This window comes from Peribacillus sp. QJM3NY_7, from assembly GCF_056173225.1.
Genome location: NZ_CM149663.1, coordinates 2,195,097 through 2,219,489 on the forward strand (window position 1 = coordinate 2,195,097; position 24,393 = coordinate 2,219,489).

Genomic DNA, 24,393 nt, shown 5'->3' on the forward strand with positions numbered 1-24,393 from the left:
TATTTTCCAGTAGTAAGAAAGGAAATGCTGCACTAATAAGTTTTTCGAAAGGTTTAAATTTGATAAATAATAGGACAGAGGTGAAAGGATGGAAGCAAAGGCGATTTTAAAGCAAGAAGAATTAGATCCTACAATAAAGGGCAGTTATCGCTGGAAAGTGATCATTCCAATGATATTTGTCATGTATTTAATGGCATATATCGACCGAACCAATATTTCGTTTGCGTTGACTGAGATGCAAAAAACATTTGCTATTACATCAACGGTAAGTGGGTTTATCGCAGGGGTATTTTTTTGTGGATATATCTTATTAATGGCACCAATGGGTCATTTTGCGAGCCGAAAAAGTGCGCGCAACATTGTTTTAATTTTAGGGTTATTAACAGGTGTTTTTTCGAGTCTACAGGGCTTGGTTAATAGTGTTGAAATGCTCATTTTTATTCGTTTCTTGTTAGGGCTCGTTGAAGGCGGAATTTATCCAGCAATGGGTGTGTTAATAGCGAATTGGTTTCCTCAAAATGAACGTGGGCGAGCTACAAGTTCTTTCTACTTATATATTACAGTTGCTCCTTTGATTATGTCGCCGGTTTCAGGATACATTATTTCGAATATTCATTGGTTTGGGTTAGATAGTTGGCGATGGGTGTTTATTACACAAGGGATTCCGGTGTTACTTTTCTCTTTACTGTTCTACTATTTAGTTCCAGATCATCCGTCCAAATCATCGAGAATCAGTGCTCAAGAACGTAATTTTTTGCTAAAACAACAAGAGATTGAAGCAAGTAAGCCTAAAGCGATTCAGGAAAAATCCTATTGGAAGGCGGCATTGAATCGTAATTTTATCTTTGTATCACTTGCTTACTTTATGGCCGGGGGAATTGGAAACTATGGAATTATTATTTGGTTACCAGTAATTCTTAAAGAGTTTTCGAATTTTGGCTATACCGCAGTTGGGTTCATTTCGGCAATTCCGTGGTTGATTGGTACCGTTGGGATGGTTTCGGTAGGGGTTATTAATGATAAATTTAGAAATAAACGAGTATTATTGTTTTTATTAAATGTCATTGCGGGGATTTCTTTACTTTCCGCGATTCTTGTTCTTGAGTCTAACATATGGTTAGCTATTTCCTTGATTAGTATTACCATTGTTGGTGGGATGGCTTCTTCTTCTGTATTTTTGACATTAATTGCGGACGTATTCCCGAAAAATATACTTGGTGGAATGACAGGTCTTTGGAATTCGATCGGGAATGTAGGTGGATTCGTCGGACCATTTGTTGTTGGTGTGCTAATGGCAGGAGGCAACAAATTAACAGGGGTAGGTTTCTTATCAGTCTGTTATCTTATTGGTTCTATTTTAGTTTTGTTTGTTAAATTACGTAAAGAAGATTGAGTATGTAAAAAGTAACCCGAAGTGAAAAAGGATACTGAAAAAGTCGCTGGCAACGAAAATTCTTCACAAAAAAGAAAATTATTATCTGTATATCGTATACAATGATTCTTTTTCTTTTTGAAGCTGTTTTTTAGTGAAATGGGGTGAAGTCGTCTTAATTTCTAAATTGTAAGTTAATTGTTATTCAAATGCTTATATTAAGGAGTAGTGTAAATGTTCAATTTATCTGATAAGACTGCTTTAATTACTGGGGGTACAGGTGCTCTAGGGAAAAGTATAGCGAAAGCTCTTGGTCGTGCTGGAGCGAAAGTGGTCATTACTGGAATAGAAAACGAGCAAAAAGTGGTTTCTATCAAAGAAGAGTTTTCAAAAGAGAATATAAATATAATTTATGAACACCTTGACATTACAATGATCAAAAATATAGAAGAAGTGGTCAATAAATATTCTACTATCGATATATTAATTAACTCTGCTGGAATCAATGCTCGTAAACCAATACTCAATATAAGTGAACAAGATTGGGACAATGTAATAGATGTCAACTTGAAGGGAGCATTTTTCACTTCAAAAATAGTAGCAAAGAAAATGTTAGAAAGAAAAAGGGGAAAGATTATTAACTTAGCTTCATTAAGCAGTCACATAGGGTTGCCAAACATGGGACCATATTGTGCATCGAAAGGCGGTATTAATCAATTAACTAAAGCTATGGCCATAGAATGGGCTCCATATATTCAAGTGAATGCCATCGCTCCTGGATATTTTCATACAGAATTGACTGCTCCTTTATTCCAAGATAAGGAGTGGGCTGATAGTATTCTTTCAAAAATACCAACCGGAAGAACAGGAAAACCTGAAGATTTAAATGGATTGGCTGTTTTGCTTGTTTCCTCTGCTTCTGACTATATTACAGGACAGACAATATATGTAGATGGTGGTTGGACTGCATCATAAATCAATAAGGGAGAGGTATCATGAAAGCCGTTGTTAAATCAAATTCACCACAAAAAATAGATTTACAAGAAAGATCTTTACCCCTTTTAAATGACGGTGAAATACTTGTTGAAGTTGCTTATTGTGGAGTTTGTGGAAGCGATCTCCATACTTTTAATCATTCTAGGGGATACGAATTTGTGAAAATAAATACGACTCTCGGTCATGAAATATCCGGTAAAGTCGTAGAAGTATTTAATGAAGAGAATAGGCACTTAATTAATAAAAATGTGATAGTTGAGTCTATGTATTATTGCAATGAATGTGAAAACTGTAAACGGGGAAGGTATTCTATATGCTATAACAACCAAGTCATTGGTCTTCATTTTGACGGTGGTATGGCTCAATTTGTAAAAATAAATGTGAGTTTCGTTAAAGAAACCGATAAAAATTTGCCATTAGATATCGCAGCACTTATAGAGCCTATGTCAATCGCAGTTCATGCTGTTAAAAAAATTAAAAATATAGATGCTGAAGATACTATTTTAGTACAAGGTCCTGGCATTATAGGATTCTTTATTGGTCTAATATGTGCACATAAAAAGGCAAATGTCATTCTATCTGGATTAGAAAAAGACTATGAATACAGACTATCAAAAGTTAATAACTTTGGTATGACTGCATTAATCGCTGATAAACAAAAACTAGAAGTGCCTATTGACTATATATTTGAATGTTCTGGATCCTCTGCGGCACTAAAAACAGGCTTTAATACTTTAAAGAAAGGGGGAGAAATTGTTGTGGTAGCTCTTTATGAACAAGAAACCCGTTTGTTTTTAACGGACTTAGTTCGTAATGAGTGGTCCTTACTAACAAGTTATGGGAGTGATCCAGTAGATTATAATGGCGCTAGTAAACTTTTAATTGAATATAAAGATCAATTAAGAGAAATAGTTTCATTTTTTCCTATGGTTGAAGCTGAACAAGCGTTTACAGAAAGTTTAAATCAAAATGTTTTAAAGGCTATAATTTATAATCAGGAAATATAGAAAAAATGTTCTGATGCAAATTTGGAGAAAATTACAATGAATTTGTTGACAACAATTTATGGAGAAATTAGATTGTTTGATTACACAAAATATATTAAAAGAGGTGTGACAGCCATATATATAAAATATTGCAAGCGTGTTATTGATGCTTTATAAATAAGTATCTATCGAATAAATTATTTGGGATTGCGACTGGTAAAAACAGGCAAAACCTAAATAGGTAAAGTTTCTTGTTTATGCAAGAGACGTGCTTATCTAGGTTTTTTTGTTTGAAGGTCGATGAGAGGTAGGTGAGCAAATTGATCATAAAAAAGATTTTTAATAATAATGTGGTGTTAACTGAAGATGAAAATCAAAAAGAAATGATTGCTATGGGGAAAGGAATTTCCTTCCAAAAAAAGGTTAGTGATCTTATTAATGAAAGTTTGATTGATAAACGTTTTTTATTGGAATCAGAAGAAAATGTTCATAAAATGACTGAGTTATTAAGCGGTATTCCGCCGACATACCTTGAGATCGCTGATGATATTATTCATTATGGTAAAAAAGAAATCAATGCCGAGTTAAGTAAATCGATATATATTGGTTTAATGGATCATTTAAATTTCGCCATTGATAGACATAAAAAAGGACAAGATATAAAAAACACATTGATATTTGAAATAAAAAAATTGTACCCGAAGGAATATAAAGTAGGACTTTACGGGATATTAGTTATCAATGAAAAATTAGGAATAAATTTACCTGAAGACGAAGCTGGATTTATTGCATTGCATTTCTTAAACGCCCAACAGGATAGTCTAAATATGAGCCGAACCGTTGAATTCACGAAAATGATTCAAGCAATTATTAATATCGTTCAATTGTTTTATAAAACAACTTTAGACGAAGATTCCATGAATTATCATCGATTTGTCACTCACTTGCGATATTTATCCTATCGCATCCAAAACCGTGACCCAGTTTCTCAGGAAGGTGAGAAGTTATTTATGCAAGTGAAAGAAAACTATCCACTTGCATATCAATGTGGTCTCAAAATAAACGAGTATTTAAAAATTAAATATCATACGGAATTATCTAAAGAAGAACTCACTTATTTTATGATTCATATTCAGCGAGTTACTTCAAGATAAGTTAAATTAAAAGGATTGTGACTTTCGGTAGGCAAAACCTGGTAAAAGAGACAAAAGAGTCTTTTTTATCAGGTTTTTATTTTTTCTAATAAAAAAGAAGAAAAGGAGAATAAAAAAATGAACACAAAAGAGTTAGCGATATTTGTAATAGAGAATGTCGGCTCGGAAGAAAATGTCATTAAAGTAGTCCATTGTGCCACTCGTTTGAGATTTACGTTGAAAGATCGTTCTGAAGTAAACAAAGAAGCGCTGCAAAGCAATGATGATGTTTTAGCTGTCGTTGAAAGCGGTGGACAATTTCAAGTGGTCATTGGTGGAAAAGTTGCGGATGTGTATCAGGAAATAATGAGGCAAACAAACTTATCACAAGTGGCATCGGCATCAGCGGACAAAAGCCAGGAAAAGGTTGGGGTAATATCCAAAGTCTTTGATGTCATCTCCGGAACATTCAGCCCGCTGATTCCATTATTAGCGGGGTGCGGATTGCTTAAAGCTTTATTAACATTATGTATTACATTTGGATGGATGGTGAAAGAAAGTGGTCTTTATATCTCACTTTCGGCAACCGGTAATGCTATATTCTATTTCTTGCCGGTTTTTGTAGGATTCACGCTTGCTAATAAATTAAATGCAAATGGATATATTGGTGCTGTAATTGGCGCTGCCCTACTTGAGCCGAACTATACAAACCTTTTGGTAAAAGGAGCCGCGGTAGTTGATATTTTTGGCATTCCAGTTATTCCTGTCAGCTATGCAAATTCTGTCTTTCCTATTTTTATTGCAGTCATAGCTTTCTCATTTTTAGAAAAGTTATTAAAGAAAATTATTTTGAAAGATTTGCAATTCCTTTTAGTTCCATTAGTTTCATTAGTTGTTATCGTACCTTTAAGCTTTCTGGCATTTGGTCCATTCGGAACTTATTTGGGCGCAGGTATTGCAAATGGAATAGAAGTATTATTAAGCTTCAGTCCCATATTAACAGGTGCTGTACTTGGTAGTGGGTATATGTTCTTAGTAATCTTTGGACTTCACTGGGGGATTGTACCGATTACATTACAAAATTTACAAAATGGAGGCGACCCGCTTGGTCCGATGAAAGCAGGACCTACATTTGCTCAAATGGGCGTTGCAGCAGGGGTCTTTCTAAAAACAAAAGACAAAAAATTAAAGGCAATTGCCGGCCCAGCAGCTATTACAGGGATGATGGCCGGTGTTACCGAACCAATTCTATATGGTATCGTTTTGAAATACAGAAGAACGATTCCTTATATTGTAATTTCCGGTGCTATTGGCGGTGCTTTAGGTGCGTCTTTAGGTGTTGAACTAAAAACGTATTCGTTCTATAGCATGTTAAGTATCCCGGCTTTTGCACCGATTAGTATGCATGTACTGAGTGTCTCGGCCAGTTTCATTATTGCGCTTGCTCTTACTTATTTCTTTGGATATGAAAGTAAAGCTACTGTAAATAAACATCAAACAACAGAAAATGTTTCTGAATTGAAAAATGAGGTCAACGATAATTCAAATGAAACAATTTATTTGCCTGTTCAAGGTAAAAGAGTACCTTTAACGGATGTCAATGATGAAGTTTTTTCTTCAGGTGCTATAGGGAAAGGAATTGCTATTGAACCAATTGAAGGGATTGTCACTTCACCAGTTAACGGTGTTGTTACAACTGTATTCCCGACAGGGCATGCTATTGGCATTACATCTGCCAGCGGTGCTGAAGTATTAATTCATGTCGGTTTAAACACAGTGAACCTTCAAGGAAAATACTTTAATCCAATTATAAAAACAGGTGATTTCGTCCAAGTGGGAGATAAATTAGTTGAATTTGATATAGAGAAAATTAGAGAGGCAGGTTTTGACTTAACAACACCAATTATTGTCACAAATACAGATCATTATCTCGATGTTATTCCGCATACTCTTTCTAATGCTCAAGAAGTATTAACACTAATTAAAAAGCAGGATCAGAGACACATCAGTTAAATTTTGTTGAAAAGTTAGAGATGTAGTTTCAAACTGACAACTCCGTTTAGAAGATGCTTACAAGAGTTATTAATAAATAATTAAAAAGGAGAATGAAAATGACTAAACTAACATTTCCAGATGGTTTCTTATGGGGTGGAGCAGTATCCGCCCATCAATTGGAAGGTGGCTGGTATAAAGGTGGAAAAGGATTAAGTGTTGCCGATGTCATGACTGCTGGTGCCAACGGGGTACCAAGGGAAATTACAGACGGTATTATTGAGGGGGAAAATTATCCTAATCTTGAAGCTATTGATTTTTACAGCCAATATAAAGAAGATATCGCTTTATTTGCGGAAATGGGCTTTAAATGTTTTAGAACCAGCATCGCATGGACACGTATTTTCCCTAATGGAGATGAAAGCGAACCGAATGAACAGGGATTGCAATTTTATGATGACATGTTTGATGAATTGTTGAAACATGGGATTGAACCAGTTATTACATTGAGCCATTTTGAAATGCCTTATCATTTGGCAAAAGAATATGGCGGTTGGAGAAACAGAAAGGTCATTGATTTTTTCGTACGTTTTTCTACTACTGTAATGGAACGCTACAAAGATAAGGTGAAATACTGGATGACTTTTAATGAAATTAATAATCAAAAAAATATCTCTAATGATATTTTTGGATGGACCTGTTCAGGAGTGAAGTATTCTGAATGCAAGAACCCTGAGGAAAGCATGTATCAAGCTGTTCATCATGAATTAGTGGCTAGTGCCTTAGTGGTGAAGAAAGGACATGAGATCAACCCTAATTTGAAAATTGGTTGTATGTGTGCCTTTGTGCCACTGTATCCTTACTCATGTAATCCAAATGATATGATTCTTGCGTTGGAAAGTATGCATGACCGGTTCTTATTTGCAGATGTGCATGTAAGAGGTCATTATCCTAGCTATACATTAAGTGAATGGAAGAGAAAAGGATATGATATAAAAATGGAACCGGAAGATAGCAAAATCTTGGCAGAAGGAACGGTTGATTATATTGGGTTTAGTTATTACATGTCAAGAGTGGTTAAAGCAGAAACAAATACAGATACTAGTAAGCTAGTAGACGGTGGAAATCAATATTCAGTACCAAACCCATATGTTAAGGCAAGTGACTGGGGATGGCAGATCGATCCAGTTGGATTAAGGTATGCTTTAGCTACTCTCTATGAGAGATATGAATTGCCATTGTTTATCGTAGAAAACGGTTTTGGTGCTATCGATGTAAAAGAAGCAGATGGAAGTTGTAATGATGATTATCGAATTGAATATCTTGCATCTCATATTAAAGAAATGAAAAAGGCAATAGATTTAGACGGTGTAGACTTAATGGGGTATACTCCCTGCCCTGGGGATGCATTGACTTGGTTTCCTTTACAACTGGTGAAATGAAAAAACGTTATGGTTTTATCTATGTAGATAAAGATAATGATGGTAATGGAACATTAAAGAGAAGCAAGAAGAAATCTTTTGACTGGTATAAAAATGTAATTGCAAGCAATGGAGGAATTTTATAGGGGATTTAGAAAGTACAGGGTCTAATTTAAAGCTGGCTTTAATATCAAGTAGTAAAAAAAGCGTTGCTGATGGCAATGCTTTTTTTACTGTTGTTAGGTAATTTATGCGCAGATGAACATCGCTCTTCTAGCAGCTAATGTAGCTGCGTATTTAAAGCCTTGTTTTTTAGGTCGAACCTTCTTAGCTAGCGTGTTAAGATCTAGATATGCGGAGAAATCAGGTTTTGCTAGATAGGATGTTTTGTTGAATGGAAAAATCAAACAATTTACCGACGAAATAAGATTCATCATCGTAAATGACACTATCAGCAATGTAATATTCACTTATATTTTCATCTAACATATCTGGATTCCCGACTAAAGCTGCTTTCATAATTTTTTCTTCATTATTCTTCAACATTTCTGTTGCAAGTCTAGTTATCGTTTCCGTATAGAAAATTTCATCATAAAAGATTGTGTCTTCAGGTAAGTCCCAGCCAAACAAAGAACCAAACTCTTCTTCTACTCCTGTATTGGTAACATTGAATTATCAGGGATGGGCAAGGTTATCTTTCATGGTTTGGCAATAATATGGTAATAATCATAGCGCAATAATCATCTTCATAGTGCTATGAGGGAGGGACAAAGAGAGGTTATTCGCTTTGTCCTTTCTCAATTAATAATAAAGTAAATACTGGAAGGGGGTATACAAGTCGTTGCAAACTAACTGACTGGTGCCTTTTTTATTTTTGCTCACCCGTCTTTTCTACTGACGAGAGTTGAACTTAGTGTAGAGTTTATCTGTTTAGTTTAGCTTAATTCCACTAATTAATGTGCTAAAAAGGATCGTTAGGGAACAAAGCATTTGTTATGCAATTGAGATTGCGAAGATTTTCGCTTGGGATTCCATTAAATGCCTTTGTGTTTGCTGGAAATCGTTTGAAAGAATTCTTGATATCCATAAACAACCAGTTATTTTTTTAACCGCTGATGGTCATTATAAATAAAGAAGAAGGGGCTACTGATTACGTATGATTCGCATCATATAGTAAATGAGGTGTTAGTTAAAGACGTTTAACTTAACTACTACTGATAGCTTCATTAAAAAATCGATTCGAGCAAGGAGATGGTTCTCTTGCACGTAAAAGCAGAAAACTCATTCAATAATTGTCATTTATGCTTTGAAAGTTGATGAAACTTTTAAGATATAGGGGATGATTGCTTTGGATGGTAAACTCTAGTCAGATACCAGTTCTTACTCTAATGTAGATGAGGTGTTTATCGCAGAGAATTTATGCTGATTCGAAATGAAGCAAACCCCTTTTTCATGCAGGGTGCAACGTTCCGTTGCATCCTGTTTTTATGTATTTACTTATTATCCAGACGTGAGCAATTTTATTATTCCCTTATACTCGTATATGTTTTCATTTTACGGTAACCTGTGTGTTATAAATCAAATTCCATTTCAAACCTATTCATGGGTAAAAACAATTTCATAAAAAACGATCAGTCATTCATTTTTACTATCTTTTAAATGACCGGAACGTACGACTTTAGTTTTTAAATATTTTTCATTAAACTCGGAAATGTCTCCCCATAACGGAACTCTGCCTGCAACATTGGCACCTGAGTTTTGGAGAGCCTCTAATTTTCTCGGATTGTTGGTGATAAGGGTCACTGGATTAGAGCGCAGTTTTTTTAACACCCGAATGGCGTCATCATAGTTACGTGCGTCATCCACAAATCCAAGCTCCAAATTCGCTTCCACCGTATCCAATCCTTTTTCTTGCAGAACATAAGCCATGGCTTTACTAAATAATCCGATGCCTCTTCCTTCGTGATTCGCTAAATAAAATAAAGCTCCGGATCCTTGAGTTGCAATCATCTTCATAGCCTGCTTTAATTGAAAGCCACAATCACAGCGTTTGCTTCCGAATATATCGCCAGTATGACAAATACTATGCATCCGGATAAGTGCATCAGCTGAATGTTGAAAATCTCCATACAGTAACACACTGGATTGCTGCATTTCCGCTAAGTTGGAAGAAGCTAAAGTTTCAATGATCTTATCTATATTATAAGTGCCGTCACCACAAAAATGACCCGCCATATTCTCACATCTTAACCAGCAATACCACTGGAATATAATTGTTTCGCCCTCTAAGTTAACGGGTAATTTGATTGGGCCGACTAAATAAATGGATGTTTCATCACTTTTAATAACGTTAATTTTATCTTCTAATATCAAAGCCACTTTTTCATTAATCATATAAACTTCCTCCCGAAAATAATTCTAATACTACGATTCATTTCATATTGTACCCAATCCACTCTTTTGTGAATCTTTGATTTTAAATAGAAAAAAAGCTCCAAATGTACTAAAACGAAAGACAATAGCAAAAGGTTAACCCCATCTTTGGTGTGAAAGCCCAAGACCATTTCTTATTTGAACAGTAACTCATATAACCTCAATAAAGCCACAGCACGGATTTTTCAAATGGAATTCGATTAAAAACACTGTATCTCTTAATTTCAGTAAAAAGGATTGAGAAGCATTATTGCATCAATGGTATTTGGATTAGAAAGAAGTTTGTCTAGCTGACTGTTTACCCGTGAAAATTATGTCTTTCCGTAGGAAATGTCCTGCGAAGTCTTTGGGAAGTTTTGCATCTTTCTTTTTCTAAGATGGAAGGGACATTATGTTTACAGTCCTGGTCATTTGTTGTATTTACGTTTATTTTACAGACTTCATCTAAGGAAAATGGTGATTTTTTAGATGATATTTACCTTGCAGAATGATTTGGATTGTTGAAAATGCGGATACATCCATTGTCTTTCACGCTCTACGATTTTCCTTGTTTTCGTAAAATTGGAAACAATTAAAAAAACTTCTTCAAATGAAAACAAAAGTGTTATACAATAAAACAAACACAAATAAAGATAAACGGGGGTAAAACAAAATGGTTAATAATTTATGGAATGATAAAGAAGCGTCAAAAGTGACATCTGGAGTAGAAGAACTGGTATATCGGTCTAATTTAATCGGTACAGATCGAGCCGTCTGCAACTGGGGAGGCGGCAATACATCCATGAAAACATTGGAAAAGGATTTTCGTGGCCGGGAAATTGAAGTCATGTGGGTTAAAGGAAGCGGTTCCGACCTTGCAACAATGAAAGCGGGCAATTTCACAGGTTTGAATCTAGCGGATATTCACCCTTTAATCGAGCGTGATGACATGCCTGATGCAGATATGGTTGAATATTTGTCACACTGCATGATCGACAGTAAGCATCCACGTATGTCGATTGAAACTTTACTTCATGCCTTCCTTCCCTTTAAACATGTTGACCACACACATCCAGATGCAATTATTAGTCTTTGCTGTGCAGACAATGGAAAAGAAGTCGCCAATGAAATTTTCGGTGATCGTTTTGTCTGGGTACCATATGAGCGCCCTGGCTTCACTTTGTCTAAAATGATCGCAAAAGGTGTGAAAAATAACCCGCAAGCCGAGCTTGTTTTAATGGAAAAACACGGATTGGTTACTTGGGGTGAAACATCGAAAGAAGCCTATGAAAAAACCATATCGATCATAACGGAAGCAGAAGAGTTTATTAAAAGCCGCCAGCATGAAGAAGATGCATTTGGTGGACAGGCATTTGACTCTTTACCTGAAGCAGAGCGCAAAAAGGTACTTGCTTCGATTATGCCGGTTATCCGCGGTGCTGTGGGCGAGGAGAAAAAAATGCTTTTAACCTTTGACGATGCAGATGATGTCCTGCAATTTTTGAACAGCAAAAATGCGGCAGCCTTATCACAAGTCGGTGCCGCTTGCCCGGATCACCTTGTACATACAAAAATGAAGCCGCTTTTCATTAACTGGGATCCTCAAAATGAACGGACTGAATCCTTGGTGGAAAAAGTTAAAACGGGTATTCAACAATATAAGGAAGAATATAAGCAATACTTCGAGCGCAATAAAAACGGAGGCGATGTGATGTTTGAGGCGGCACCACGAGTTATTTTGATTCCAGGTGTCGGAATGGTCAACACAGGCAGAAACGTAGCCATGGCTAACGTGAGCGGAGCACTTTACCATCGAGCGATTGCGGTTATGAAAGGGGCAACAGCACTTGGCGAGTTCGTATCTCTCAGTGAAAATGAGTCATATAACGTTGAATACTGGCCACTTGAGCTTTATAAATTGTCTCTTTCGCCGGCAGAAGCGGAGTTCTCACGCAAAGTAGCCTTCATTACAGGCGGTGCGGGCGGTATTGGCAGCGCAACAGCACGGCGTTTAGTTTCTGAAGGTGCCCATGTAGTTCTAGCTGATTTAAATATTGAAGGTGCTGAAAAAGTTGCGGATGAAATCAATAAAGAATACGGGGAAATACGTGCTGCAGCTTTTAAAATGGATGTTACTAGTGAAGAGCAGGTACAGGATGCCTTTGAGAAATCAGCTCTTACATTTGGGGGAATTGATATTATCGTCAACAATGCCGGCCTTGCCACATCCAGCCCGTTTGATGAAACAACCTTAAAAGAATGGAACCTAAACATGAATGTACTGGGTACAGGCTATTTCCTTGTAGCACGTGAAGCTTTTAAGCAAATGAAACAACAGGATATAGGAGGAAATATGGTATTTGTGGGATCGAAAAACTCTGTTTACGCTGGAAAAAATGCTTCTGCTTACAGTTCAGTCAAAGCACTTGAAACACATCTAGCACGATGCATTGCAGTGGAAGGCGGGGATTTCGGAATCCGTGTTAATTCTGTTTTGCCAGACGCCGTATTACAAGGATCTTCCATTTGGGGATCGGGTTGGCGTCAAGAGCGTGCCGCTGCATACGGAATAGAACCAGACCAGCTTGAAGATCATTACAAAAAACGTACGACATTGCTAGTAAACATATTCCCGGAAGACATTGCTGAGTCCATAGCGTTTTTCGCTTCATCAAAAGCAGACAAAACAACGGGTTGCATGGTCACTGTAGACGGCGGTGTACCTGGAGCTTTTAATCGCTGAATAGGTTTTGCCTGTTTTCTTGGATTTTGTTGCTTTAAGTGGAGGGTTTGTCATAGGTGGAATCAATCTATCCAAAAATAATAGATTAAGTATGCACTTCCCATTATGGTAAGTGAAGAATATGTGAAAAGGTAGTAGGAATCATGGAGTAATCAATTCAATCCGTTAAAAGGATGGGACGATATGACAATTAAAGAACAGTACGAAACAGCGAAACAAGCGTATGCGAATTGGGGAATTGATGTTGATGCGGCACTCGAAACACTGAAAAAAGTGCCCATTTCGATTCATTGCTGGCAGGGTGATGATATTGGTGGATTTGAAGTGAACAAAAGTGAATTATCTGGCGGTATTGATATAACGGGAAATTATCCAGGAAAAGCCACTACGCCGGAAGAGCTGCGCATGGATCTTGAAAAAGCGCTATCTCTTATTCCGGGGAAACATCGGGTCAATTTGCATGCCATTTATGCGGAAACAAATGGAGAAGCAGTCGAACGCGATCAGCTTGAGCCAAAGCACTTCGAAAACTGGTTGAATTGGGCTAAAGAAAACGGTCTTGGTGTGGATTTTAACCCGACACTATTTTCCCATGAAAAAGCAGCAGACGGCTTGACACTTTCTCATCCAAATGAAGAAATTCGTGAATTCTGGATTAATCATTGCATCGCCAGCCGAAAAATCGGAGAGTACTTTGGCCGTGAACTAGGCAATCCCTGCTTAACAAATATATGGATTCCAGACGGCTACAAAGATATTCCAAGCGACCGTTTGACACCGAGAAAGAGATTAAAAGAATCCCTTGATCGAATTTTTACAGCAGAAGTGGATGAAACATGTAATTGGGATGCTGTGGAAAGTAAAGTATTCGGTATTGGCTCCGAGTCATATGTCGTAGGATCGCATGAATTCTACCTTGGCTACGCACTGAAAAATAACAAGATTTGCTTAGTGGATACAGGTCATTATCATCCGACTGAAACTGTATCGAACAAAATTTCTTCGATGCTATTATACAGTGATAAACTAGCACTTCATGTTTCGCGCCCGGTTCGATGGGACAGTGACCACGTCGTAATTTTAGACGATGAGCTTCGTGAAATTGCGCTTGAAATTGTTCGCAATGATGCATTAAACCAGGTGATCATTGGCCTTGATTTCTTTGATGCCAGCATCAACCGTGTTGCTGCCTGGACGATTGGTACGCGTAATATGATTAAGGCCCTCTTATATGCCTTACTTGTACCGAACGATCATTTGAAAGAACTGCAAGAAAAAGGCGATTTTACTGAGCGGCTGGCATTAATGGAGGAATTTAAAACCTATCCATTTGGTGCAATTTGGGATTATTATTGTGAAAAAATGAATGTGCCGGTAAAGGAAAGATGGCTGACGCAAGTGAAAGAATATGAACATGATGTTTTAGCAAAGCGTTAAAATAACAGGTTGTCCTGAATCCGCAAACCGATGTGTGACTAATTCCGCTGAATTAATATGGGGTCTATCGATTCGTCCCGAGTGAATGGTCTGGAATTACCGAAATATAACGAAGAAGTGGAGAAAAAGTAAAAAAGTTTTTGTTTAAATTAGAAAATTAATATAGTTAAAAAGGAAAACTTATTAGAAAGGTAATTCCTTTATAAAATATACCTATAACGATCTATGACACAGGTCTTTCTATGGGTATATTTTTTTTGATTGCACGTTAATAAATAGACATGAAAGCTAGTCAATTTGTGTTAAATCCGGAATGAGAGTCTCGTGCAACAAATTGATTTAACCAGTTGAAAATTAGACTGAGGATTGAGGAGGAATCGTTAAAGTAACTTTTTCTAAAAGGGGAGGATTTGGATTGAAGGTATCAATCTACAGTTTAAGATAATAAAAGCACTATGAAAAAAGGATATAGAAAATGTAATGACGTAGACTGCTTTGTAATTTTCCAATACAACTAAAAATGAAACACTATGAGCAAGTGAAACTATATAAAAATATTATTTGAATTTTAAAAATGTTTGTGAAATTTAAATTGACAAACCTTTCAAAAACAGTAAAAATCAATAATAAAAAGAAAAAAATGATGGGGTTCAAATATACAATAGAGATATTTTTAATACATATAGAAGAGAATGAGAAAGGCGCTCACTCTTGTAGCTAAAATACGATTTTTTCCAGTTTCCATCTCGCTTTTTGTGTAAGTTAGTAGTTGAACATAACAGAGAAGGACATGGCTGGACAATAAATTATAGGGAAACCTGAAAGTATATAAAGGTTTCCTATTTTAGTAAAGAAATTAAGGTTATACTCCCGGTAAAATCCATCATTTATGAAACCGTTTTCTTAGAAAGAAGCAGCGGTGAATATAACCGGATGAGAAAAGCACTTCTTAAGTCATTCCTTATTACAATATCCATGATACGTGCTAATGTTTAGAATTTAAGAAAGAAGGTAGCTAATCATGTTAAGGATGCCCATCTTTTTTATTTTGTTTTTATTTATAATAAGCGGCTGTGATCATTCTGCAGAATACGAGATTATTTACAATGATGAAGAAAGTATCGACGTCAATACAAAACCTGTCGAGAATAAAAAAGATTCGTATACGATAGCTGTTATACCTAAAATTGACGGAATACCTTATTTTAAAGCGGTAGAGGAGGGGGCGTTGGAGGCGGGAAAAGACTTAGGTGTTAAGGTCATATATACAGGCCCACCTACCCCCAGCTCTGAAAAGCAGGAAGAGATTATAACAAAATTAATTGAAAAAAAAGTGGACGTAATTGCGGTATCTGCAAATGATCCATATAAATTAGGCAGGGTGCTGAAAAAAGCAAAGCGTAAAGGAATCAAGGTGATCACCTGGGATTCTGATACTAATGCATCATACAGAAGCTTTTTTGTGAACATGATAGATCCTGAGATAATTGGCAGGCATGTAATGGATACCCTCGCTATTGAAATGGAAGAAAAAGGGGAGTTTGCGATTATGACGGGATCTCCTACCGCTGCCAATCTTAATACATGGATTGATTGGATTCAAATCCAACAAAAAGAATATTATCCAACTATGAAACTAGTTGAAGTGGAATATACAAACGAAGATATTCATAAAGCGTATAAGGTAACACAAAATTTATTTAAAAAATACCCGGACCTAAAAGGAATTATTGGTATTTCAACGGTTAATCCTCCTGCTGCGGCTCAGGCTGTGAAAGATGCAGGGAAAATCGGCAAGGTTGCCGTAGTCGGTACATCGACTCCTAATTTAATGAATGAGTATTTACAGGAAGGGGCTGCCCAGACCATTACGTTATGGAGTCCACAAAAATTAGGTTACTTGACTGTTAGTCTAGCAAAAAACTTATTGAATGATGAATTTCCGTATGAAGGACAGAACATTAAGAACATAGGTAGGATTAAATTCAACGGTGACATGGTCATTATGGGAGAGCCCATCGATTTTACAAAGGGAAATGTGAACCAGTATGATTTTTAAAGGAAAAAAGCCTATCCAGATAAAAAACCTGCGTTTAACGACAAAACTAGTTACAACCTATACATTATTAACGGTTCTACCTATGGCCTTCCTTGGGTTCATTGCATACTGGCAATACACAAAATCAATAGAAGAAGAAGTAGGCGAATATATTCCTCGTCTTGTCAAACAGGTTAATGGCAACATTGAAAATGACATTCAAAAACTAGAGACCTTACCTGATTTAATTTATAATTCCGGTGATGTTATGGCTATTTTAAGAGACAGCCAATCAAAAAAAAAATCGGTTTTGCTACACGATGAGTATATCATGAAGAGTTATTTGACAAGAACCTATTTAAATAACAATTCATCTCATATTTTGGGGGCGTTTCTTGTTTCCAAGAATCGTACATTTGCAAGTACAAGTCTGCATTATGACAGTTTTGGTTTTGAAGATGGTTCCTTGCCATATGCAGATGACCTAGGATTGCTAGGCGAGATGCAGTTGCTCCTTCCTAATCAGACTAATTTAACGTTTGAAGGGGATCCCTCCTATTTTATGCTGGTCAAAACAATTACTGATTTCGATAATAGAAAAAATTTAGGAACGCTCTATATAGCCATCGATGTAGCCTTTTTTGAGCAATCACTTCAGGATTTGCAAAAGGAAGAGAATGTTACGATGTGGATCATGAATAAGCAGGGGAAGATAATTTATCATAAGGATCATTCGAAAATTGGTACAGTGGAAAAAGGGATACATGATTACCCATTACTGAATGGTAGTTTTCGTACAGAAATCGATGGAAAACGGAATTTAATCAGTATAAGTGAATCAAATGAGCTGCCATGGGTACTCGTTCATAGCATGCCTATCAAAAACATGACAGAAAAAACGGATGTTATCCGAAATGTGACAATTTTAGTTTTTATCCTTTTTACACTCATTACTACATTGATCTCTATCTTTTTTGCCTGGACTGTTACACGTCCACTAAACGAATTAGGAGATATAATGAAGCGGGTGGAAAAAGGTGATTTATTAGTAGATATACCTATACATTCCGAGGATGAAGTCGGGATGCTCGCGAACAGTTTTCGATCAATGCTTGCAGAGATAAGAGAGCTGATTCATAAAAACTACCACATTGAACTGCGAAAAAAAACAGCTGAATTATACGCCCTTCAATCTCAAATAAATCCTCACTTTATGTATAATACGCTGGAAACCATAGGCATGGCTGTGGAAGAAGGAGAGAGCGATGAAGTCGTGAAGATGGTGACTCTGCTTGGTAGAATGATGCGCTTTTCAATCAGTAATAAAGAAAGCTTGGTTCTTATAAACAGTGAGGTTCAGCACATTGAAGATTATTTAAGCATCCAACAATTCCGTTTTGAAGATCGTTTGCATTTTATGATAGAAAAAGGAGCAGATGTAGTTAATTATTATATACCCAAGTTTGTTTTACAGCCAATCGTTGAAAATTCCATTAAATATGGATTGGAAAAAAGAAAGGAAATAGACATTCAAATACATATTTCTGAAGAGGAAACTCAGACAGGTGAGGAATATCTTTTACTGATAGTCAGTGATAACGGACCAGGGATGACAGAAAGCAAATTAATTGAACTAAATGAAAAGTTACGTTTGGATCCAATGATGAAACGGGACTCTGGCTTTGGGATTATCAATGTAAATGCAAGAATTGGCATGATGTTCGGGGAACAATATAATCTTCAAATTAATAGCGAATACGGAAAGGGAACTAGTGTGATTATCCGACTTCCCAAAATAAATGCCCAACAAGTAAGCATGTATGTTCAAGGAGAGGAGAAGAACAGAGATGATACAAAGGGTCAGGACGGTCATTGTAGATGATGAACCAAGGATAAGAAGAGGCATAGAAAGACTAGTACAATCTTGTGGGGAAGAGTGGCATGTTGTAGGTGTTTACTCCGATGGTCAAGAGGCATACGATGCAATTATCAATCAAGTAGAAGAAGTTGATGTATTAATAACAGATGTACAAATGCCTGTCATGGACGGGTTAACGTTAATTCAACATTTGAAAAAAACTAAACCAAGGCTATTTCCATTCATTATAAGCGGGTATGATGATTTTCTCTATGTACAGACTGCCCTAAGGGAAGGAGCTGTCGATTATATATTGAAACCGATTGATCGAGAAAAGTTTAAACTGCAGCTGAAGACTGTGCAGGAAAAAGTAATTGAGGCACGAAAGGAAAGGGAAAAGATAGGAGAAATAGAAGAAAGAGCCTTGATATTAACCCATGAAAAGCAGCTTCAATTGCTGATGGAAATTACGTGGAAAGATGCAATGGACTTATCATTACTTGAATGGACGCGGCAATTTCCAGAAGGAACCTATTCCCTGATCCATATTGGAATCGATCATACATCTGCCAAAACCCAAAGTTTTTCACCAGAAGATTGGGGTGGATGGAATGATGTAATAAAAAAACTTATAACAGACTTACTAGATGATCATTCAACGCATTGGATGTGGAAAGATAGTCTACATGCCAGTTGGTTATTGATTAAGGATACTACCCCTACAGCTTTGGAGCAATTGTGTATAACATTAAAAACAAGTGTCCAACGGCAAACCCCTTTTACGGTTTCCATTGCCCTTGGGAATGAGTTTAATGACCTTACCCTTTTAGTAAATATTAAAGATGAATTACGATCTACCTTGCAATATCGAATGATACAAGGAGGCAATAAAATTTTCAGAACTGAAATGCTTAAACATGTATCATATAATAAAGTGATTGAAGTGCCGCCATCCATCTATAAATGGGCAGAAGAGACAGTGGAGGCGATGGAGCATGGTGAAGAAACTGCCATTCGTTCTCTCAGGCAATTTTTTAACGAACTGAAAGATGTCACTTCCCCTTTCATAATACAAGAATCGGTTCGCTATTTGTCTATTAGAATTATTAATAAATGGATTAAAAGTGATGGTTTTAAAGACCTTCCGCTTTTACTTGAGGAAGCATTTAGCATTGCCGAGGATTCTTCTCATTTTAATCATTTAAAAAAGGAGACGGAGCGCTGGGTCATGAATATGTTAAAAAAGCAAGCAGCATTTCAAAATGACCAAACAGATCCCATACGCCAGGCAAAAGAATGGATTCTAAAACATATAGGCGATAACATCACAATAAAAAAAATCGCCAATCATGTCCATTTAAATTCAACCTATTTTTGTGAGTATTTTAAAAATCAGACAGGTGAAACCGTGCTTGACTATGTAACTAATGAACGGTTAAAAGTGGCGAAGGAATTATTAAGTCATACAGATTTAAAGATTTACGATATCGCTTCAAAAGTAGGCTATCAAGATACCAAATATTTTAGTCGGCTGTTTAAGCAATGGACAGGACAACTTCCGTCTCAATATCGAGATACTCATGAGTTTTTTGTGAAAAAGTAGAAGCTTCCATTCCGGAGCTTTTTTTTATGTCTACATTGAAAATGTCCCGAAGAAAATCCCCCCTACCCGAATTTTATCACCTACCAGCTTATGCCAATTCCCTTTATAGTGAAAGTATCAGAAAAGAAAGCGCTTCCTTTATGAGGAAAACGCTTTCTTGATAAAAGACGAAATGGAACGGGAGTGTTTATATGACCTTAATTGGACCCTCACTTATGTGTGCAGATATGGGGAATTTACAAGAATCAGTAATGAGATTAGACCGTGCAGGTGTTGATTTCTTTCATCTAGATATAATGGATGGATCGTTTGTTCCTAATTTTACAATGGGCCCGGATCTAATTAAACGCATTAGGCAATTCTCGGATAAACCATTTGATGTTCACTTAATGGTTGAAAGACCGGAAGACCATTTAGATCTTTTCATTCAGTCGGGGGCAGATATGATTTCCATTCATGCAGAGGCAACTGCCCATTTACAGAGATCACTACAAAAGCTGAAGAATGATGGGATTAAGGCAGGGGTAGCCTTAAATCCATCAACCCCCATCACAGAGCTTGAACATGTATTGGATGTAGTCGATTATGTAACGGTGATGACGGTAAATCCTGGTTTTGCCGGACAGTCCTTTGTACCGCTTATGTATAAGAAAATAAAAAAGATAAAAGAATTAATTCAATCGGAAGGCTACCAAATTGATATTCAGGTAGATGGAAACATTGGGTTCGAAACCATTCCGGGTGTATTGAAAAATGGAGCCGACATGTTGGTTTGCGGGACGTCCTGTTTATTTAAAAACGATGTATTACTGGAAGATGCCGTTGGCCAACTCCGGGCATTCTTAGAGCAAATGAAAATGAAAAACGAGGGTTGTGCATGAAAGGGGTTGTAGTGGTAGGGAGTATTAATATGGATATTGTCGCAGTCACTAATCAGTATCCAGCGCATGGGGAAACGATTTTTGGAGAAAATATGAAACTATTAAGTGGTGGAAAAGGCGCAAATCAAGCAACGACGTGCGCTAAACTTGGAAAACCAGTAAAACTGATCGGTGCGGTTGGCGACGACGCATTCGGGCATGAAATAGAACGTTCTCTTCTTCAAAATAACGTGAACATATCCTCCTTGAAACATGTTGCAGAACATCCAACTGGATGCGCAGTCATTACAGTAGATGCTACAGCAGAAAACACCATGCTTGTCATTAAAGGGGCCAATGAACATTTGACAAGAAGTGATATTGACATTTGTTTTTCTACCATCAGTGATGACTATGCTGTTTTACTTGTACAGATGGAAATTCCTAATGAGGCTGTTCTACAAGCCATGAAAAGGGCTAAAGAAAAAAATATGTTTATTATCCTGGACCCTGCTCCGGCAGAAGGGGTAACGACTGAAGCACTGACGTATGCCAATTTGATTACGCCGAATTGGCAGGAAACAAAAGTGTTGACTGGGATCGACGTCAACTCGAAGGAAAGTGCATGCAAAGCGGGTGTTTTCTTTGAGAATCATTTTGGCGTGGCGAATAGCATTATTAAGTTGGGCCATAAAGGAGCATTGGTTTATCAAAACGGTGAAACAAACTTTATCGAGCCCATTGCTGTAAAAGCTGTTGATACAGTGGGGGCAGGAGACTCGTTCGCAGGAGCCCTTGCTTGTGCCATTGCAGATGGGGAGACGATCGAATCAGCAGCCGAGTTTGCTTCAATTGTAGCGGCGATGAAGGTAACGAAAATGGGGGCCCAAGATGGTGTGCCGAGGCTAGCAGAAGTGGAACATTTTTGTGAAACCAATAACATTAATTATTATGGTAAAAAACAAAAGTTGAATCAAATTTATGACTGATTAAGGTTGGAAAGGAGAGAAACATGTCTGATTTCTTATTGCAAATGACGAATGTCAGTAAAACCTTCCCAGGTGTAAAAGCACTGGATAGCGTTCAGCTTGAAGTGAAAAAAGGAGAAGTTCATGCGTTAATAGGTGAGAATGGTGCCGGGAAATCAACGCTCATTAAAATATTAGCTGGCATTTATCGACCGGACCCAGGCGCCAAGTTTTACTTTGAAGGAAAAGAAGCCGAAATTCAAAAACCGATTGATGCTACGCTAAAAGGCATTTCAATCATTTATCAGGATTTAAGTTTATTTTCAAACCTATCTGTAGCTGAAAATATCTATATTGGCCGGGATAGTGACAAAAAACCATGGAAAAAGATTAGATGGAAGGAGATGGAGGATACAGCAAAACGGGCACTTAAAGAACTAGAATTTGAGATTGATGTTCATACACCCGTTGAAAAATTAAGCATTGCTCAACAGCAGCTGATTGAAATCGCCAGAGCCCTCGCTTTTGATTCCAAGTTGATTGTAATGGACGAACCGACTTCATCCCTATCCGCAGGGGAAGTTGAAAAGCTTTATAAAGTTATACAAAAATTAAAGGATCGCGGAATTTCCATAATCTTTGTCAGCCACAAGTTAAAAGAGTTATTTACTGTTTCCGATCGATTTACAATATTGCGAGATGGGAAATATGTAGGCACTTATGAAACTGAAGAACTTGATGAAGATAAATTAATCACACTAATGGTGGGACGTCAGATTTTATATAACAAGAATATGGTAAAAGGAAAAACAGGAAAAACTCTTTTGGAACTGAATGGTTTATCAAAAGAAGGTAACTTTAAAGATATTTCCTTTGAATTGAAAGCTGGAGAAGTCCTTGGGATTACAGGACTTGTCGGATCAGGAAGAACAGAGCTTGCACAAGCGATATTCGGGGTCAACAGGCCCTACGATGGAAGTATGAAAATAAATGGGGTTTCTACTAAAATCAACTCTTCTGAACATGCTGTAAAGCAAGGGATTGCATATATTCCAGAAAGCAGAAAAACGCAAGGACTCATCCTTCGCCAGTCCATAATAAATAATATTTCATTACCTGTTTTGAAACAATTGAGAAATAAATTCAAATTGATTAAGCGAAAGGAAGAAGTTAAGCTGGCTGATCATTATATGAAAACGCTAGATGTTAGACCCGCTTTGCCTAAAAGGGCAGCTGGTGACCTATCAGGCGGAAATCAACAGAAAGTCGTGATCGGCAAGTGGCTTTCTACTAAACCACAAATCCTAATTATTGACGAACCGACGAATGGGATTGATATTGGGGCGAAGTCAGAAATTCATAAGTTAATGAGGGAACTGGCTGCTGAAGGAATGGGCATTATTGTGATTTCTTCAGAGCTTCCAGAAGTACTTGCTGTCAGTGATCGGATTTTGGTCATGAGACATGGAAGAATAGCCGGAGAGCTTGGTATAGAAGAAGCGACACAGGAAAATATCATGAATTATGCTCTGCTTGGTTCTCAATCTCCTTCCAAAAAAGGGCTTCCGCTAAAAGAGGAGGTACGTGCATGAACGCCATTTTGAAGTCGAAGGAAATCAGCATCGCAATGATTGTTTTGCTTCTATGTATTACATTGACATTCTTAAGCCCGTATTTTTTTACTGTAGACAATTTGCTGGATGTACTAAAAGGGAATGCTGTACTTGGAATTCTGGCGGTGGGTATGACACTTGTAATCATCACTGGCGGGATTGACGTATCGGTGGCCGCTGTTACAAGCGCTGTCTGTGTCATCGTTGGAAAAGTAATGATGCTCATGCCTGACCATCCCATCTCTATACTATTACTCTTTTTGATTGGGCCATTTCTTGGGGTTTGTTTAGGTGCACTGAATGGACTGCTTGTTGCAAAGGTTCAAATTCCAGCTATTGTCGTGACACTTGGAATGATGAGTATCATTAATGGGCTCGTGTTGTACATTACGAATGGACAGTATTTGAACAGCAGCAGTTTTCCAACCGTATTCATCAAGTTTGCCAGTTTTGAGATGTTTGGTATATCTATCATCATTCTAATTTTTATCGCCGTAGCACTGTTTACTTGGTATATTTTGAAATACACATTAATCGGTCGCGAAGTATTGGCGATTGGCGGTAATAAAGATTCAGCCATTCGGGTTGGGATAAATTTTGACAAAGTTCAAATATTTGTTTTCTCCTATATGGGGTTTCTTGCAGGGATAGCAGCCATTGCTCAAACAGCATATACAAAGGCTGTGGATCCTAATGGAATGCTTGGTCTGGAGCTGATGGTCATAGCAGCCGTTGTTTTGGGCGGTGCGAACATCATGGGGGGGCGCGGTACCATTTTGGGAACGGTTTTGGGCGTTCTTCTGCTAGGCATTGTACAAAATGGACTTATCTTGGCAAAAATTGATACCTTCTGGCAAAAAGTATTCACTGGATTGATTATATTACTGGCTGTGTCATACGACCACATTCAATATAAACGCTCAAAAGATAAGTTAGCGAAAATTGAAGTGGAAGCGTAAGA

16 protein-coding genes and 1 pseudogene are annotated in these 24,393 nt (G+C 37.2%); 15 read left to right on the top strand and 2 right to left on the bottom strand.

Features of this window, described 5'->3' with window-relative positions:
- The first annotated feature begins 88 nt into the window (after positions 1-88).
- The 6 genes and pseudogenes from AC0VX1_RS10570 to AC0VX1_RS10595 all read left to right on the top strand — a co-directional run bounded on the left by AC0VX1_RS10570 (position 89) and on the right by AC0VX1_RS10595 (position 8,046).
- Complete coding sequence (locus tag AC0VX1_RS10570; protein ID WP_475471127.1) at positions 89-1,393, top strand: MFS transporter; 1,305 nt, start codon at positions 89-91, stop codon at positions 1,391-1,393.
- 213 nt (positions 1,394-1,606) lie between these two features.
- Positions 1,607-2,347, top strand: a complete 741-nt coding sequence (locus tag AC0VX1_RS10575) for an SDR family NAD(P)-dependent oxidoreductase (RefSeq protein ID WP_475471129.1) — start codon at positions 1,607-1,609, stop codon at positions 2,345-2,347.
- A 20-nt stretch (positions 2,348-2,367) separates the two neighbouring features.
- The gene (locus AC0VX1_RS10580; protein ID WP_475471131.1) at positions 2,368-3,375 is read left to right on the top strand and encodes a zinc-dependent alcohol dehydrogenase; all 1,008 of its coding nucleotides are present in this window, start codon (positions 2,368-2,370) and stop codon (positions 3,373-3,375) included.
- A 290-nt stretch (positions 3,376-3,665) separates the two neighbouring features.
- Positions 3,666-4,508, top strand: coding sequence for a BglG family transcription antiterminator LicT (gene licT / locus AC0VX1_RS10585; RefSeq protein WP_475471133.1), 843 nt, complete (start codon positions 3,666-3,668; stop codon positions 4,506-4,508).
- A 117-nt stretch (positions 4,509-4,625) separates the two neighbouring features.
- Positions 4,626-6,500 (top strand): beta-glucoside-specific PTS transporter subunit IIABC, encoded by a 1,875-nt coding sequence (locus AC0VX1_RS10590; RefSeq protein WP_475471135.1) that lies wholly within the window; start codon positions 4,626-4,628, stop codon positions 6,498-6,500.
- 98 nt (positions 6,501-6,598) lie between these two features.
- A pseudogene (locus tag AC0VX1_RS10595) lies at positions 6,599-8,046 on the top strand (6-phospho-beta-glucosidase).
- 217 nt (positions 8,047-8,263) lie between these two features.
- Here the strand turns inward: AC0VX1_RS10595 and AC0VX1_RS10600 are convergent.
- Positions 8,264-8,530 carry a hypothetical protein gene (locus AC0VX1_RS10600; RefSeq protein ID WP_475471136.1) on the bottom strand — a complete coding sequence of 89 codons (267 nt, stop codon included), beginning with the start codon at positions 8,528-8,530 and terminating at the stop codon, positions 8,264-8,266.
- Positions 8,531-9,535: 1,005 nt separating this feature from the next.
- On the bottom strand, positions 9,536-10,294 hold the full coding sequence (locus AC0VX1_RS10605; protein ID WP_427525200.1) for a GTP cyclohydrolase II: 759 nt from the start codon (positions 10,292-10,294) through the stop codon (positions 9,536-9,538).
- 691 nt (positions 10,295-10,985) lie between these two features.
- Here AC0VX1_RS10605 and AC0VX1_RS10610 point away from each other — a divergent pair.
- From AC0VX1_RS10610 to AC0VX1_RS10650, 9 genes are all read left to right on the top strand, one after another.
- A complete protein-coding gene (locus tag AC0VX1_RS10610; protein WP_475471139.1) occupies positions 10,986-13,055 on the top strand; it encodes a bifunctional aldolase/short-chain dehydrogenase in 2,070 nt (689 codons plus the stop codon).
- Positions 13,056-13,238: 183 nt separating this feature from the next.
- On the top strand, positions 13,239-14,492 hold the full coding sequence (rhaA, locus tag AC0VX1_RS10615) for an L-rhamnose isomerase (protein WP_475471141.1): 1,254 nt from the start codon (positions 13,239-13,241) through the stop codon (positions 14,490-14,492).
- Between the two features lie 1,021 nt (positions 14,493-15,513).
- Positions 15,514-16,551 (top strand): autoinducer 2 ABC transporter substrate-binding protein, encoded by a 1,038-nt coding sequence (locus AC0VX1_RS10620; RefSeq protein ID WP_475471143.1) that lies wholly within the window; start codon positions 15,514-15,516, stop codon positions 16,549-16,551.
- On the top strand, positions 16,541-18,412 hold the full coding sequence (locus tag AC0VX1_RS10625) for a cache domain-containing sensor histidine kinase (RefSeq protein WP_475471145.1): 1,872 nt from the start codon (positions 16,541-16,543) through the stop codon (positions 18,410-18,412). Before AC0VX1_RS10620 ends, AC0VX1_RS10625 begins: the two co-directional genes overlap by 11 nt.
- Positions 18,378-19,991: a response regulator gene (locus AC0VX1_RS10630; protein WP_475471146.1), complete on the top strand. Its 1,614-nt coding sequence runs from the start codon at positions 18,378-18,380 to the stop codon at positions 19,989-19,991. The genes AC0VX1_RS10625 and AC0VX1_RS10630 overlap by 35 nt, the downstream gene beginning before the upstream one ends.
- Before the next feature lie 191 nt (positions 19,992-20,182).
- Positions 20,183-20,872 carry a ribulose-phosphate 3-epimerase gene (gene rpe / locus AC0VX1_RS10635; protein WP_048677821.1) on the top strand — a complete coding sequence of 230 codons (690 nt, stop codon included), beginning with the start codon at positions 20,183-20,185 and terminating at the stop codon, positions 20,870-20,872.
- Positions 20,869-21,840, top strand: a complete 972-nt coding sequence (rbsK, locus tag AC0VX1_RS10640; RefSeq protein WP_475471148.1) for a ribokinase — start codon at positions 20,869-20,871, stop codon at positions 21,838-21,840. The genes rpe and rbsK overlap by 4 nt, the downstream gene beginning before the upstream one ends.
- A 23-nt stretch (positions 21,841-21,863) precedes the next feature.
- The gene (locus tag AC0VX1_RS10645) at positions 21,864-23,411 is read left to right on the top strand and encodes a sugar ABC transporter ATP-binding protein (protein WP_101221775.1); all 1,548 of its coding nucleotides are present in this window, start codon (positions 21,864-21,866) and stop codon (positions 23,409-23,411) included.
- Positions 23,408-24,391: an ABC transporter permease gene (locus AC0VX1_RS10650; RefSeq protein ID WP_475471150.1), complete on the top strand. Its 984-nt coding sequence runs from the start codon at positions 23,408-23,410 to the stop codon at positions 24,389-24,391. The genes AC0VX1_RS10645 and AC0VX1_RS10650 overlap by 4 nt, the downstream gene beginning before the upstream one ends.
- Positions 24,392-24,393: the final 2 nt, after the last annotated feature.